Raw genomic sequence first — 14200 nt, forward strand, 5'->3', positions numbered from 1 at the left:
GTTAATTTTAAAGGTATTAATCTTAAATGGCGAACAATGTGGTGGGAAACAAATAACCTTAATGATGCCCTTTTGCAAAAAAGGCGTAAAGCAGTTACCGAAGATGCGCTGATGGATTCCGTAAAAAGCATTCTTAACCGTGATGAAGCGGCACGGGACGCCATAAAACAACAGCTGTGCAACGGTGAAGGGACTGATGAAAACCTGTTTGTCTTTGACCTTCTGGAATCAGACAGTATTTTCCATATCAACCAGATTAAGGCTATTTGTATCGATTACCGCCTACGGTTTTTAGGAAGCCATCTGTATAAAAGCGCCATTCCCCACGAAGCTGTCTCGAAAATAAAGCACCTCGAAAAACAACATCGCACTACACTACAGGGTTTTAAGATTGTGGCACCGTCAAGCCAGTTTCATCTTGAAAATTATGACGACCCGCTACTGTTTGCGCCTATCGGCAACGGTTATTACTACCTCATACATAAGTGGGGCAACGACCTCAGCAAGTTCCGTAAAGTTATGGTACGCCCCATGCGCGATTTTGGCTCGCTTCTGGCGTTTCTTGCCCTTGCCAGCCTGGTGTTTACTGCACTTATTACAAAGCTGCTTTTTACCGGTACGCATACAGGCCAGTTTATGCTCTTAGGCTTCCTGTTTAGCTTTAAAGCATTTTGCGGCATAGCACTGTATTACTGTTTTTGGAAAGGAAAAAACTTTAACGCCTACATTTGGGACAGCCCCTATTACAACAAATAAAAAATCCTCCTGAGCAGAACGCCGGAGGATTATTTGTTTCACTGGTTGGTGTGATTAACTGTCATTTAAACAGGAGCCAAATTACACCCCAAACGCATGCTGCGCAATACCCATTAATGGGTATTTTTTGATAAAACTGAAATTTAGTTTCATCGCTATTATCCGGCAATCACTATACAACCCCACCATCTTTACTATATCGATATAGTGAAAATGTAAATTTTTGTTGTTTTTACCTATACAACACTACACATGCACCTCTACAATATATGGTTTATTAATAATTTCGCAGTAAACAAGTGCTAATTATTATTATAATCACTAGCCTTTCCAAAAACTTTTTGAATTACCAAATAACCAAAATCTTGCATTATGAAAAAAAATTACTGTTTTGCATTACTTATTTTAGGGATGTGGCAGGCAAACGCACTGCCGCTTGTTAATGCCCATGGTGCTGTCGCTACGGTAGCGCCGCCGGACTGCGAACTCGTTACACCTGTTTCGGCAACTGCAACTACCGGAAATGCCGCCGCGGCAATAGACGGCAATAGCGCCACCCGCTGGGAGAGTGAAGCCGCCGACCCCCAAAGCCTTACAATAGACCTGGGCGCGCTAAGCGATGTTAATGCAATTACCATAGAATGGGAAACCGCAAATGCTAAAGAGTACTACCTGCGCGGTAGTGTAGACGGCACTAACTGGGTAGATATTGTATATAAAACTGATATGCCTGCCGGGCAGCGTACCGATATTATAGAAGGCATTAACGCCCAGTACCAATGGTTAAAAATTGACGGCATTACACGCACTACCCCTTACGGCTATAGCATATATGAGGTTAATATATGCAGCACGGCAATAGTACCGCCACCGGTATGCAACGCGATAACCGCAGCGGCAGCAGAGGCAAGCACAGGAATTGCTACCCTTGCTATAGACGGCAACATGGCGTCACGCTGGGAGAGCGAAGCTGCAGATCCACAAAGCCTTACGGTAGACCTGGGTATTACTACCATGGTGCACGGCGTAAATATAAGCTGGGAAACTGCCAACGCAAAAGAATATTACCTGCGTGGTAGTAACGATGGCGAAAACTGGACGGATATAGAACACCTTACCGATATGGCCCCCGGCCCGCGTACTGATGCCATTTTTGGTATTGATGCCGAATACCGCTGGCTAAGGATGGACGGCGTAAGCCGCAATACGCCTTATGGCTATAGTATATACGAGTTTGAAGTATGTGGGGAAGAAACAACCACCCCTGTTGAGTATATCGAAATTCCGGCCCTTATACAGGCAGAAGATTTTGCTGCCATGAGCGGTGTGCAAACCGAAGCTACTACTGATGAAGGCGGTGGCGAATCTGTAGGGTATACCGATGCAGGCGATTATATGGACTATAATATTAACGTACCTGCTAACGGAACCTATACTATAGCCCTACGCGTAGCGAGCGCCATAGATACCGGCGAAATACAGTTGATGATAGATGGTGAGGCACTTACTATTGATAATATAAACGTACCCAATACCGGTGGCTGGCAGGTATGGCAAACTATAAGCACGTCGCTGGCGCTTACTGAGGGCAACCACGTGCTGAGGCTGCTTACTGTAGCAGCGGCTTATAACATCAACTGGATAGATATTACCGAAGGCAGCACCAGCGGCACACAGCAATTTGGCAAACAAAACCTTAGCCTGTACCCTAATCCGGCACATGGGGTTATAAACATTACTGCCTTAAATACTACTACAGTAAATATTTACAACCAGTATGGTGCCCTGGTGCATAAGCAGTATGTTTCCGCGGGAGACACCGCCGTAAACATTAGCGGGCTTGCTACCGGCATTTATATTGTAACAGCCGATGGCCATAGCACTAAGCTCATCGTCAAGTAAGAAAGCGTTTTTTTAGTAATAATTTTTTGAATTTTAACCCTCCGAAATTAGGAATGCCGGAGGGTTTTTTTTTGTTGATTCGTAGATGTGTTAATTCGGTAATTCGAGTAGTAGTACTTTGCTACCATTGAATGAAGCTGCTCTCCTTTCTTTTACAGAGGGGTCGGGGTGAGGCTTATATAACAAAACCGGCTGCCCTTTAATCAGGCGGCCGGTTTTCTTTATATGGGGTATTTTAAAAACCAAATAATTACCTGCCAACGATAACCTTATGGGTTTCGGTGGTAGTATCTGAAACAATTTTCATGATATAAGTGCCAGAGGCTACATTTTGCAGGTCTAGTGCAGTGGTTCCCGTACCTATATTTATAGTTTGTATAAGTTTGCCGGTAGCAAGCTCATAAATGGCAATACTGGCTTCGGCACTATGGTTTTGCGAAAGTTGTATGTTAACCAAACCATTTACAGACGGGTTAGGGAAAATCCTGCTTTTAAGCGAGGTAAAATCGGCAACAGCTGCCACGGCGCACTCTTCCTGGGCTTCAAAAGCACCTATGTCGCGCCTGCCGTTAAATACAGCCATACCCAGCTGGTCGTTAAAGGTACTATCCGGGTCGCCCATATCTGCGGCATCGCTTGGACAGTCAAACGGGTGATAAGGCACACCATCTTCATCGTCTTCTAAAGCAAGCAGGCTTGCCGATTGCGGATTGGCTACGGTACCGGTAATGTCGTTTTCATTTTCCGTAAAATCATCGGTATCAATTCCTATCAGGTTATACCCTGCTGAAGTGATGCTGCCGGTTTCGCTAAACACATCCGCACCGCCCAATAAGGCAAGGTTGCCCGATGCAATGGTGTTTTTTACTGTTGCCGCAGTAGCGGAATTATTATAGATACCTCCTCCGTTAACAGTAGCTGTGTTTAGCGTAATCGTGTTTGCGTTAACTGTAAGCGTACCTGTGTTGTAAATACCACCCGCATTGGCAACGGACGTGTTTCCCGATATAGTGCTCCTGAATAACGTTGCTGTACCGCCGTTTATGTGTATACCGCCGCCACGGCCAAACAAGCCCGTAGCCGTATTTGCTGTAATTGCAGACGCGTTTACCGAAAGTGTACCGCCGTTGTTAAAGATACCGCCGCCGCCATCGGTTGTAGTACCGCCTGTAGCCGTATTGCCCGATATTGTTGCATTATTTACAGTCATGGTACCGGTGCCGTTCCATAAGCCGCCTCCTTCTACAGCGGTGTTGCCGCTAATGGTACCACCTGTTATGGTAGCACTGCCAAGGCCTGTAATATGAAGCCCGCCGCCGTTGCCCGGTGCCGTGCCCGCTGAGTTTCCGGTAAGGTCTACATCAGTAAGCACTATGGTGCTGGTGCCTGAGTTATCTTCAATACCACCGCCAGCGCGGTTTGCTGAGTTACCCGAAATTTCGGTATCTGTAATGGTAAGCATACTGCCCACATCGTTAAGGATACCGCCGCCGCTGCCCGCCGTTCCGGTAGCCGAGTTATCGCTTATAACAGCATTTGTTATGGTAAGGGTACCGCCATTAAGGTTGTAGATACCACCACCGCCCTGGTCGGGGCCATCGCCATCGGCTGTATTGCCTGTTATCTCGGTACCGCTTATAGTCATGGTGCCTGTACCGTTCCATAAGCCACCACCTTCGGCGCCTGCGGTGTTATCTGCAACGGTTCCGCCTGTAATGTTTACAGTACCCGCACCCGTTACGTGCAGGCCGCCGCCATTACCTGGTGAGGTAAATGTAGTATTGCCGGTAAGATCTACGTTAGTAAGCGTCACCATTCCTGTAGCACCCGAATTATCTTCAATACCACCACCGGCACGGTTTGCCGTGTTACCCGAAATTTCAGTATCGGTAATGGTTAGCTGCGAGCCTGCATCGTTAAGGATGCCTCCGCCGCTTCCTGAAGCGCCCGTAGCCGTATTATTGCTTATTGTAGCATCGGTAATAGTAAGGGTACCGCCATTAAGGTTGTAAATTCCGCCACCACCCTGGTCGGCGCCTGCGCCGCCGGCTGTGTTACCGGTTATCTCGGTACCGTCTATGGTCATGGTACCTGTACCGTTCCATAAACCTCCGCCTTCTGCGCCTGCACTGTTGCCGGAAATTGTACCGCCTGTAATGTTAACGGTACCGGCACCCGTTACGTGAAGGCCACCGCCATTGCCCGGAGATGTATTTGTAACGTTATCTGAAAGGGTTACATTAGTTAGGGTTACCATACCTGTAGCACCTGAATTATCTTCTATACCACCGCCGGCACGGTTACTGGTATTGCCGCTTATTTCGGTATTGGTAATGGTTAACATACTGCCCACATCGTTAAGGATACCGCCGCCGCTTCCGGCTGCTCCATCAGCAGTATTATCGGTTATAACCGAGTTGTTGATGTTTATCGTACCGCCATTAAGGTTATAAATACCGCCGCCGCCCTGGTCTGCACCTGCGCCGCTTGCTGTATTGCCTGTAATGTTTACGTTCTGTATGGTCATGGTACCGGTACCGTTCCACAATCCGCCGCCTTCTGCTGCTGCGGTATTGTCAGTAACTGTACAGCCGGTAAGCGTAGTGTTTCCGGCTCCGGTAATGTGCAGTCCGCCTCCGTTTCCGGGGTTTGCGCCAGCGCTGTTGTCGTCAAGTATTACCTCGGTTAGTGCTACGGTAGTGCCCGCGCCGCTGTTGCCCTCAATTGCGCCGCCGGCCCTCACAGCACTGTTGCCGGTAAAGGTAGCGCCGTTAATAGTAAGGTTTGCACCGGTGCCTACAAATACCGCACCGCCACTGCCCGATGTGCCTGTGGCCGAGTTATCGGTAAAATCTGTTGAGTTTACCGTTACGGTACCGCCATCAATAAAAATAGCGCCACCACCCTGTGTTGCCGCTGCTCCGGTAGCTTCGTTGTCTGCAAATGCAGCATTGTAAATAAGCAGCGTAGAGGATGTGGAAAGAATAGCCCCACCATTATCTGTCGACATGCCATTAATAAAGCCTGCGTTGTTAATGGTTAGCATACCTACGCCTGTAACGGTAAGGATGCGGGTAGTACCACCGCCGCTGAAAACGGTATCGTCATCGCCGTTACCGTTTATGGTAATATTTTTGTCGATGGTTACTGCCGATTGCAGCGTGATAGTGCCATTGGCCGAAGCGTCAAACAGGATGGTTCCGCCTGCCGCGATATCGGCTACTGCCTGCCTGAAAGAGCCTGCACCGGTGTCGTTAGTGTTAGTCACCGTTATAGATTGCGCATTGGCAGTAAGCCCGGCAAGCATAAAGATGAAAAACAGATTTTTGAAGAGAGTAACTGTTTTTTTCATAAATGTTGTTTGTTATGTATTACATCTCTAAGCTACGACAACGGGTTCTTAAGGGTTTCTTAATACACATTGCAAACTATATAATTTTTGGACAAATATCTCTGGTATAGCTTGTGGTTACTGGAGTTTTTAAAAAATAAACACAATATGGGTTTAACAAAACTTTATAATTTTTTAATCTTTTTAAGCAGGAATAGCCCTCCTAAATAAGTGTTAAGGTACTACATTAAAAAATGAAGCTATCAGTTCTGATAGCTTCATTTTTTAATAATTCCCTATTTCGGGCAACGCTAATTTGCTATGCTTTACCCATGTGTCTTCGGGTTAAAGCACGCAAGCATCATTTTGTATAATTCGGGGTGCTTAATGCGGAGCAGGTCAGGCCGTTCAAAAAAATATTCGGCAGCTACGGCAAAGAATTCGGCCTGGCTTGTACCGCCATAGTGCCGTATGTCTGATGTATCATCATTTATAGCCTCCATACTTTTGTGCATCAGCTTTAGCCAGGGTACTGCATACTGGTGTGGCAGCAAAGCCTCTGGAATACCATCAACAAGGCCGTCCATTTTATCTATAAGGTGCACAAACTCGTGTATGCCCGTATTGCCCTTATCGGTGGTATTATCAAAGCCGTGGTACAGCGCCCTGCGTGAAAGTATCATCTGGTTTTCAAACCGGCCGCTTCCCACCATGCCGCCTATGTTGCGTGAATCGGCACCATCGGCAAATTCAAGGTCGTGGTTAAAATGGTCCGGGTAGAGCAGCACGCCACTCAGGTTGGTGTACTGCCATTCGGCAAAGCCAAATACAGGAATTACCGCACTGCTGGCTATCAGTATTTTATCAAAATCAGTAAGCTCGGTTTGCACACCTTCAATATATACTTCGCTAAGAAATTTCATTATACGCTGCTGAAATTCCTGCTGCCTTTGCTGATTAAGCTTCCTGTAAAAGTTTACGTTCTCCAGTAAAAGCTCCTGCCATTGGGCCGGGAATGGTTGCACTATTGCTTTTTTTGGTTTCCTGAAAATAAGAACACCTGCCCCAATAATAAACAGCAGTAAAACAACGTAGGCAATCATCTGATTAAATTTGAGGACAAAGATACTTATTTTACACTCGCGTTACGCCGCCGGCTATTTGAGGAGCGGCTGATAGTACAGTAAGAAGAACACCCTAAATCTCGGCTAATCCGCGACTAAAACAGTAGCAAAGCTGCTATTTACTCCCCGGGAATAGTAAATTAATATGGCAAAGTTTAAGGGTTAAGGCTCCCTACGCCATCTTATGCAAAAAATACCGCGCTGCCGGGCCACCTTTTTCGGGATCGCCAAATTTATCCAGCTTTACGAGCATCTCGTCCTCTGCCTTTACCAAAAATTTAAGGTGGTCGCCCTCGGCATCCAGCGTTACAATTTTTTTATCGTCAAGGTTATAGGTGCCTTTGTAAATGTTTGGCTTGTTCTCCTTACCTAAATACTGCGAAGACAGCATATAGGTATTATCAGCGTTAAGGGTTAGTTTTGTGAGTATGCCCTTGCAGTCGCCGCAAGGGAGGCTACCGCTGTAGCTGCCGTACCATACCGGTTTTTCGGTATTGGCGGCAACGGTATCGGCGGTCATGGTATCCAGCACCTGCGGCGGTATGGTATCTACTGTAGAGTTGGGCAGTGTACCCTGTTCCTGCTGTTGTATGGTATTTTTATTTTCTGCATCCTTACAGCCTGTTGCAAATAATAGCAGTGCACCCAGGCAGGGTATAAGTACTTTTTTCATGGTTATATTTTTTAGTTATTTAAAGGTAAAATTTTTAAAATCGTGGCAGTGCCAAAAATTTCATAAACCTGCATATCGAGCAACCATTATTGGCGTAAAAATGAAACGATGTTTCCGTAACTTTGCGGCCTTGTTTTTAATATTAATAACTGATGAAAAAAGATATAATAATACCAAAAGTTGAAAACGTATACGTGGCTGCACTACAGGAATGGAACGACGACTTTATGGAAAAAACCTGGTATGCGTACCTTATAAACAACGGTACCGAACCCCTGGAGAGCGTGATAATAGTAAGCAGCGCTTACGGGCTTATAGATGGCGAAGAGCGTAAAACCAGCAGCCTGCGCCACGCATTTGTAGAAGTGCTGCCCGGTACCGCCGTAAAAATAGAACTTATAGAAACCAGCGTAGTGGCGCTTAATAACGCGTTTATGGTTACATTTTTTAAAGGCAACACGTTATATGATAATAAGTTTGTGTTTAAAGCCGGGAGTATTAATGAAGAGAATGTAACTGAACTGCCTGTGCTGTTTAAGGATGGCATTTTAGTGAGGTAGTTAACATCTTAAAGTCGAAAATTATGAAAAAAATATACCACCTTAAAACCTGTTCCACCTGTGCTAAGATACTAAAGCAAATTCCGCATTTGGAAACTTTTGTGGTGCAGGATATAAAAACGGAGCCTATAACCGGGGACCAGCTTACCGAAATGCACAAGATGGCCGGCAGTTATGAGGCGCTTTTTAGCCGTAACGCTACCCTCTACAAAGAGCGCGGCCTTAAGGACAAGCCCCTTACCGAAACAGATTATAAAGACCTCATCCTGGAGCATTATACTTTTTTAAAGCGCCCGGTTATTATTGCCGGGGATAAAATATTCATTGGCAATAAGCCAAAAACGGTGGAAGATGCGGTGGCTTACCTGAAATAGCAACACAGATGACACTGATTTAATGGATTTGCACTGATTTGATTGAAATGTTTATAAATTAACGCATTTGAGGTCAAAAATCTGTGTAAATCTGTGTTTGCAAAGCATCTGTGTCATCCGTGTTCCTTAATTTTATTACCTTTGGCACAACAAAATTCGTTTCATGATACAGTCTATGACAGGCTTTGGCAAGGCATCTTTGCAACTGCCAACAAAAAAAATTACCGTAGAAATAAAGTCGCTTAACAGTAAAGGCCTTGACCTTAATGTGCGCATGCCCGGCAACCTCCGGGAAATGGAACTGGGGCTCCGTAATATTATCTCTCAAAAGCTGGAACGCGGCAAGGTAGATTTTTCGCTGTATGTAGAAATTACCGCAGAAGAGACTTCGTCTAAAATAAATGTGCCCATTGTAAAGGCCTACATCGCCCAAATGAGAGAGGTAATACCCAATGGTGATGACACCGAACTGATGAAGATGGCCGTGCGTATGCCGGATGCCCTGAAAACAGAGCGCGAGGAAATAGACGAATCTGAATGGGAACAGATACAAGAGGTTATAAACGAGGCGCTGCAAAACATCCAAAACTTCCGCGTTAGCGAAGGTGTATCTCTGGAAAAGGAATTCCTGATGCGTATTAGCAACATTATGAGGCTGATGCACGAAACGGTAGCCTTTGATAACGAGCGCATAGCCAATGTAAAAGACCGCCTGCGTGGCAGCATCGCCGAGCTTGAGGTTAATGTAGACGAAAACCGCTTTGAGCAGGAACTTATTTTCTATCTTGAGAAAATGGACATTACCGAAGAAAAGGTACGCCTTGAAACCCACCTTAACTATTTTATAGAAACCCTTGCCGGCAGTGAGGCTAATGGCCGTAAGCTGGGCTTTATAGGGCAGGAAATGGGCCGCGAAATAAACACCATGGGCAGTAAGGCAAACCACAGCGGTATGCAAAAGCTGGTGGTGCAAATGAAAGACGAACTTGAAAAGATAAAAGAGCAGGTTTTAAATGTTCTTTAAATTTCAAGAAACAAATAACAAACAACAATACGGCGAGTGAAGCTGCACCCTCTCCTTTGGAGAGGGCTGGGGTGAGGCCAACACAACACAAATGAACAAAGGAAAACTACTTGTATTCTCGGCGCCTTCCGGGTCGGGAAAAACCACTATAGTACGCCATTTGCTGGGGCACCCTGAGCTTAACCTGGCATTCTCAGTATCTGCCGCCACGCGTGAGGCGAGGGAGGGCGAGATTGACGGCGAGCACTACCATTTTATTTCACTTGAAGAGTTTAAAAAACACATTAAGGCCGACGATTTTATAGAATGGGAAGAAGTATACCGCGATAATTTTTACGGTACGCTTAAAAGCGAAATAGAGCGCATCTGGGCCATGGGCAAGAACGTGATATTTGATATAGACGTAGCCGGGGGGCTGCGCATAAAGCGTAAATTTCCTGAGGAAACCCTGGCGGTATTTGTAAAGCCGCCCAGTATAGACGAACTTAAGATCCGCCTTAAAAAACGCAGTACCGAGAGTGATGACAAGATAAACATGCGCATCGCCAAGGCGTCGGTAGAGCTGGCCACGGCACCACAGTTTGATACCATCATAAAAAACTATGACCTTGATACGGCCAAGCAGGAAGCGTATGAGCTGGTGAAGAATTTTATCGCCCCCCATCCCCCAAGGGAGGAGTAATCACCGGGCAGTACTTGCTAAGCAACTCAGAATCTCAGAATCTCAGCAGCTTCAAAGAAAATGAAAATAGGGCTTTACTTCGGGACGTTTAACCCCATACATGCCGGGCATCTAATAATCGCCAACCATATGGCAGAGTACAGCGGCCTCGACCAGGTGTGGCTAATGGTAACGCCGCACAACCCGCTCAAAAAGAAGAGTACATTGCTTGATGACCATCACCGCCTGCAAATGGTGTTCCTGGCTACCGAAGAGTACCCTAAGCTTAAGCCCAGCGATATAGAGTTTCGCTTGCCGCAGCCCAATTATACCGTAAACACGCTGGCGCACCTGCAGGAAAAATTCCCCACGCACGAGTTTTCGCTGATAATGGGCGAAGACAACCTTAATTCCCTCCACAAATGGAAGAATTATGAGGTGCTGCTGCAAAACCACGACATTTATGTGTATCCCCGCATTAATACCGAAGTTATATCGCCCGAAATTGCTACTGCGGCACGCATTCACCGCATTGATGCACCGGTTATAGAGATATCATCTACGTTCATTCGCAACAGCATTAAGGAAGGTAAAAACGTGCGCCCCCTGCTGCCGGAAAAGGTGTGGCAGTATGTAACGCATAATTTGTTTTATAAAAAATAATCACTACCTTAATCTTCCGATATAATGCTATGGAAGAAGACCACGATTTTTCAGAATTTGAGGCTATAAAAACCACCTACCGCCGGGCGTTGCTGCCCTGGTGGATATGGGCCATGCTTTTATTGTATGCCGGGTTTAATGCGCTCTACCTTATATCAGATGTTTACAGCCTGCTAAACGGCTACGTGTTTGTATATGATATGCTGCGTGCCAATGTGCTTATCCCATATCCCTATTACCCTATGCTTTCGGTATTTTTATACCTGTTTATGCTTATTACCGTTTTCCTGCTTTGGCTTGAAAAGAAAAAGGCTGCCACCATTGGGTTATGGTGCTTTGGCCTCCTGCTGGCGCTGTGCGCGGCTATTTTAGCAAAAGGGTTGTTAACTGGGCATTTTTACCTGCGGATTGAAATGATTATTTTTATCGACCTGGTACTGCGCCTGTATGACCTGCGGACAGAATGGGAAACGCAGGCAATATCGCGAAAGAAAATAGCTGACATAAAGTAACTTAACATTCTTTTACAAGTACTGATTAGGTAAATTTCATACTTTGGTATAAAATAAAAGGCATCCGTGCGGTGCACAAATGCCTTTTAAAACACCAAAAACAAAAAATTTAACTAACCTTGTTGTAAATCCAATTTAAGGAAGTAAACAAAATCAATAGCATAACGTGTTAAGCCAACCATTCATTGCGCAAACCGTCATAATAAAATGTTAATATTTAAAAGGCGTTGCTAATGCTTAACAACAGCAACTGGCTACAGTATCCTAAAATGATGTATTTTTGGCACACCTAAACAAAGAAACAAGAATGAGTGACTCACCAAAGTTCGCGGTAATAGGCGGCGGAAGCTGGGCAACGGCAATAGCTAAAATGCTTTGTGTAAACGTGGGCCAGATAGCCTGGTACATGCGTAGCACGTATGCGCTTGAACACCTGAAACTGCAAAAACACAACCCTAATTACCTAAGTTCGGTAGAATTTGATACTAAAAAATTACTGCTTACTAACGATATAAACGAGGCTGTTGCCTTTGCCGATTATGTAATATTTGCCATACCGTCGGCTTTTTTAAGCGCAGAACTTGAAAAACTTACTGTAAGCCTTAAAGATAAGGTAATTTTTAGCGCCATTAAAGGCATTGTGCCCGAAACCAGCCTTATTGTAGGAGAGCACTTTCATGAGACGTATAGCATTGATTATGATAACATTGGCGTAATTACCGGCCCCTGCCATGCTGAAGAAGTGGCGTTAGAGCGGCTTAGTTACCTTACCATAGCCTGCACTAACGAAAAAACAGCAAAGGTAATGGCTAAGAACCTGAACAGCCACTATATAAAAACAAAAATATCTGACGACATTGTAGGTACGGAATATGCCGCGATGCTAAAAAATATCTATGCCATAGCGGCCGGCATTGCCCACGGCCTTGGCTACGGAGACAACTTTCAGGCGTTGCTGATGAGCAACGCGGTGCGCGAGATGAAAAAATTTATACGTAAGGTGCATAAAATGAAGCGTAACATTAACGACTCTGCCTACCTGGGCGACCTTTTAGTAACCGGGTACTCGGTATTTTCCCGCAACCGTATGTTTGGTAACATGATAGGTAAAGGGTATACCGTAAAAAGCGCCATTATGGAAATGAGCATGGTGGCCGAAGGGTACTATGCGGCTAACAGTGCCTACGACCTCAACAAGGAATATGGCGCAAAAACGCCTATTATAGATGCCGTATACTTCATATTATATGAAGGCAAAGATGCCAAACAGGTATTTAAAAAACTGACTGATAAGCTCGACTAATATAACTCTACCACACAAGCACCATGAAGCACGACCAACTGATAAACCACCCCGCCGTACTGATAGGTTTTGGCATACTGGTAGTAATAATGCTACTGCTGGACCTTGGCGTTTTCAACAAGAAAAGCCATGAGGTTAGCAATAAAGAAGCAATAGCCTGGACCTCGGTATGGATAGGGCTTAGCATGTTGTTTAGCGGAGTTATTTATTATGTAATGGGATTTGATGGCTTTGCAAAATTCCAGAGCGCATACTGGATAGAGAAGGCATTATCTGTAGATAACCTTTTTGTATTTATTATGGTTTTTGGGTTCTTTAATGTGCCCAAGTACCTGCACCATAAGGTATTGTTTTGGGGTATTATAGGGGCGCTCGTGTTCCGGGCTATATTTATATTTACCGGCGTGGGCCTTATCAACATTACCTACCTTCCTGAAATGAAAATCTTTGGCGAAAATGTAAAGATAAACGTGGTGCTTACCTTATTTGGGTTGTTCCTTATAGGCGCGGGCATAAAGTCGTGGGGCACACAGGAAGATGACGACGAAAATAAAGACTTTTCTAAAAGCCCCGGGGCACGCCTGGTGCATAAATTTTTTAATGTAACCAACAGCTTTGACAGCGGTAACTTCTTTACCATAGAGAACGGCAAGCGCCTTGCCACGCCACTGCTTGTAGTAGTTGCGGTTATTGAATTTTCTGACCTCATTTTTGCGGTAGACAGCATACCGGCTATTTTTGCCATAGCGCCAAAAGACCCGTTCATACTCTATACCAGTAATATATTTGCCATCCTGGGGCTGCGGGCTTTATATTTTCTGTTGGCCAACTTTATGCACATGTTCAGCAAGCTGCATTACGGCCTTGCGGTGATACTGGCATTCATAGGCGTAAAAATGCTTATCAGCCCGTTTATACACATTTCATCGCCGGTATCGCTGGCGGTAGTGGGCGGGGTGTTGCTTATTGCGGTAGTGGCGAGTTTTGTGTTTAAGGGGGAGGAGGTTAACTAATTATCCGCTGTTAGCGCATCCCATGCAGTAGAGGTGCTGTAGTTTATATGCCCACATCACTAAACTTAGTGCAATAGCAAACAAAAACAGTAACATGCTGTGTTGTTTCCAAAATTTTATTATCGTGATAAGGGCTACAATAAGTGCCGTAAAATAAAATACATAGCCTAAATTAGGGCCTATATTAATGTGGCTGTTTGCCGTTCCCTGAGCATACGGCACAATAAGAAATGCACACAATAGGTTAGTGGCGATTAAACAGGCAAGTAAGATTAGTGTTTGTTTCATTGTAAGCAGGGTTTCA

14 protein-coding genes are annotated in these 14200 nt (G+C 45.1%); 10 read left to right on the plus strand and 4 right to left on the minus strand.

Annotated features, from left to right (window positions below; translation table 11 throughout):
* Positions 1-36: 36 nt before the first annotated feature.
* Positions 37-756, plus strand: coding sequence for a hypothetical protein (locus ACLI09_RS00295; protein ID WP_411417575.1), 720 nt, complete (start codon positions 37-39; stop codon positions 754-756).
* A 372-nt stretch (positions 757-1128) separates the two neighbouring features.
* Positions 1129-2658: a discoidin domain-containing protein gene (locus ACLI09_RS00300; RefSeq protein WP_411417576.1), complete on the plus strand. Its 1530-nt coding sequence runs from the start codon at positions 1129-1131 to the stop codon at positions 2656-2658.
* A 250-nt stretch (positions 2659-2908) separates the two neighbouring features.
* On the opposite strand, the gene ACLI09_RS00305 is transcribed toward ACLI09_RS00300, so the two are convergent.
* The 3 genes from ACLI09_RS00305 to ACLI09_RS00315 all read right to left on the minus strand — a co-directional run bounded on the left by ACLI09_RS00305 (position 2909) and on the right by ACLI09_RS00315 (position 7786).
* Positions 2909-6010: a right-handed parallel beta-helix repeat-containing protein gene (locus tag ACLI09_RS00305; protein ID WP_411417577.1), complete on the minus strand. Its 3102-nt coding sequence runs from the start codon at positions 6008-6010 to the stop codon at positions 2909-2911.
* A gap of 305 nt (positions 6011-6315) precedes the next feature.
* A complete protein-coding gene (locus ACLI09_RS00310) occupies positions 6316-7089 on the minus strand; it encodes a zinc-dependent peptidase (RefSeq protein ID WP_411418003.1) in 774 nt (257 codons plus the stop codon).
* 196 nt (positions 7090-7285) lie between these two features.
* Entirely contained in the window at positions 7286-7786 is a 501-nt protein-coding gene (locus ACLI09_RS00315; protein ID WP_411417578.1) for a copper resistance protein NlpE, read from the minus strand.
* Positions 7787-7938: 152 nt separating this feature from the next.
* On the opposite strand from ACLI09_RS00315, the gene ACLI09_RS00320 reads away from it, so the two are divergent.
* From ACLI09_RS00320 to ACLI09_RS00355, 8 genes are all read left to right on the plus strand, one after another.
* Positions 7939-8346: a hypothetical protein gene (locus tag ACLI09_RS00320; protein ID WP_411417579.1), complete on the plus strand. Its 408-nt coding sequence runs from the start codon at positions 7939-7941 to the stop codon at positions 8344-8346.
* A 23-nt stretch (positions 8347-8369) separates the two neighbouring features.
* Positions 8370-8720, plus strand: a complete 351-nt coding sequence (locus ACLI09_RS00325) for an arsenate reductase family protein (RefSeq protein WP_411417580.1) — start codon at positions 8370-8372, stop codon at positions 8718-8720.
* A gap of 163 nt (positions 8721-8883) precedes the next feature.
* Entirely contained in the window at positions 8884-9744 is an 861-nt protein-coding gene (locus ACLI09_RS00330) for a YicC/YloC family endoribonuclease (protein WP_411417581.1), read from the plus strand.
* A 91-nt stretch (positions 9745-9835) separates the two neighbouring features.
* Positions 9836-10426, plus strand: coding sequence for a guanylate kinase (gene gmk, locus ACLI09_RS00335; protein WP_411417582.1), 591 nt, complete (start codon positions 9836-9838; stop codon positions 10424-10426).
* A 60-nt stretch (positions 10427-10486) separates the two neighbouring features.
* The gene (nadD, locus tag ACLI09_RS00340) at positions 10487-11068 is read left to right on the plus strand and encodes a nicotinate (nicotinamide) nucleotide adenylyltransferase (RefSeq protein ID WP_411417583.1); all 582 of its coding nucleotides are present in this window, start codon (positions 10487-10489) and stop codon (positions 11066-11068) included.
* A 29-nt stretch (positions 11069-11097) separates the two neighbouring features.
* Positions 11098-11580, plus strand: a complete 483-nt coding sequence (locus tag ACLI09_RS00345; RefSeq protein WP_411417584.1) for a hypothetical protein — start codon at positions 11098-11100, stop codon at positions 11578-11580.
* 307 nt (positions 11581-11887) lie between these two features.
* Positions 11888-12883 (plus strand): NAD(P)H-dependent glycerol-3-phosphate dehydrogenase, encoded by a 996-nt coding sequence (locus ACLI09_RS00350; protein ID WP_411417585.1) that lies wholly within the window; start codon positions 11888-11890, stop codon positions 12881-12883.
* Between the two features lie 23 nt (positions 12884-12906).
* A complete protein-coding gene (locus ACLI09_RS00355) occupies positions 12907-13896 on the plus strand; it encodes a TerC/Alx family metal homeostasis membrane protein (protein ID WP_411417586.1) in 990 nt (329 codons plus the stop codon).
* Here ACLI09_RS00355 and ACLI09_RS00360 read toward each other — a convergent pair whose 3' ends face one another.
* On the minus strand, positions 13897-14184 hold the full coding sequence (locus ACLI09_RS00360; RefSeq protein WP_411417587.1) for a hypothetical protein: 288 nt from the start codon (positions 14182-14184) through the stop codon (positions 13897-13899). It abuts the gene before it with no gap.
* Positions 14185-14200 lie beyond the last annotated feature (16 nt).

This window comes from Flavobacterium sp. RHBU_24 (assembly GCF_046613695.1).
Taxonomy (GTDB): Bacteria; Bacteroidota; Bacteroidia; order Flavobacteriales; family Flavobacteriaceae; genus Flavobacterium.

Coding starts and splice junctions, on each gene's coding strand:
- ACLI09_RS00295 (WP_411417575.1), top strand. CDS start 37: ATGTGGTGGGAAACAAATAACCTTAATGATGCCCTTTTGCAAAAAAGG.
- ACLI09_RS00300 (WP_411417576.1), top strand. CDS start 1,129: ATGAAAAAAAATTACTGTTTTGCATTACTTATTTTAGGGATGTGGCAG.
- ACLI09_RS00305 (WP_411417577.1), bottom strand. CDS start 6,010: ATGAAAAAAACAGTTACTCTCTTCAAAAATCTGTTTTTCATCTTTATG.
- ACLI09_RS00315 (WP_411417578.1), bottom strand. CDS start 7,786: ATGAAAAAAGTACTTATACCCTGCCTGGGTGCACTGCTATTATTTGCA.
- ACLI09_RS00320 (WP_411417579.1), top strand. CDS start 7,939: ATGAAAAAAGATATAATAATACCAAAAGTTGAAAACGTATACGTGGCT.
- ACLI09_RS00325 (WP_411417580.1), top strand. CDS start 8,370: ATGAAAAAAATATACCACCTTAAAACCTGTTCCACCTGTGCTAAGATA.
- ACLI09_RS00330 (WP_411417581.1), top strand. CDS start 8,884: ATGATACAGTCTATGACAGGCTTTGGCAAGGCATCTTTGCAACTGCCA.
- gmk (WP_411417582.1), top strand. CDS start 9,836: ATGAACAAAGGAAAACTACTTGTATTCTCGGCGCCTTCCGGGTCGGGA.
- nadD (WP_411417583.1), top strand. CDS start 10,487: ATGAAAATAGGGCTTTACTTCGGGACGTTTAACCCCATACATGCCGGG.
- ACLI09_RS00345 (WP_411417584.1), top strand. CDS start 11,098: ATGGAAGAAGACCACGATTTTTCAGAATTTGAGGCTATAAAAACCACC.
- ACLI09_RS00350 (WP_411417585.1), top strand. CDS start 11,888: ATGAGTGACTCACCAAAGTTCGCGGTAATAGGCGGCGGAAGCTGGGCA.
- ACLI09_RS00355 (WP_411417586.1), top strand. CDS start 12,907: ATGAAGCACGACCAACTGATAAACCACCCCGCCGTACTGATAGGTTTT.
- ACLI09_RS00360 (WP_411417587.1), bottom strand. CDS start 14,184: ATGAAACAAACACTAATCTTACTTGCCTGTTTAATCGCCACTAACCTA.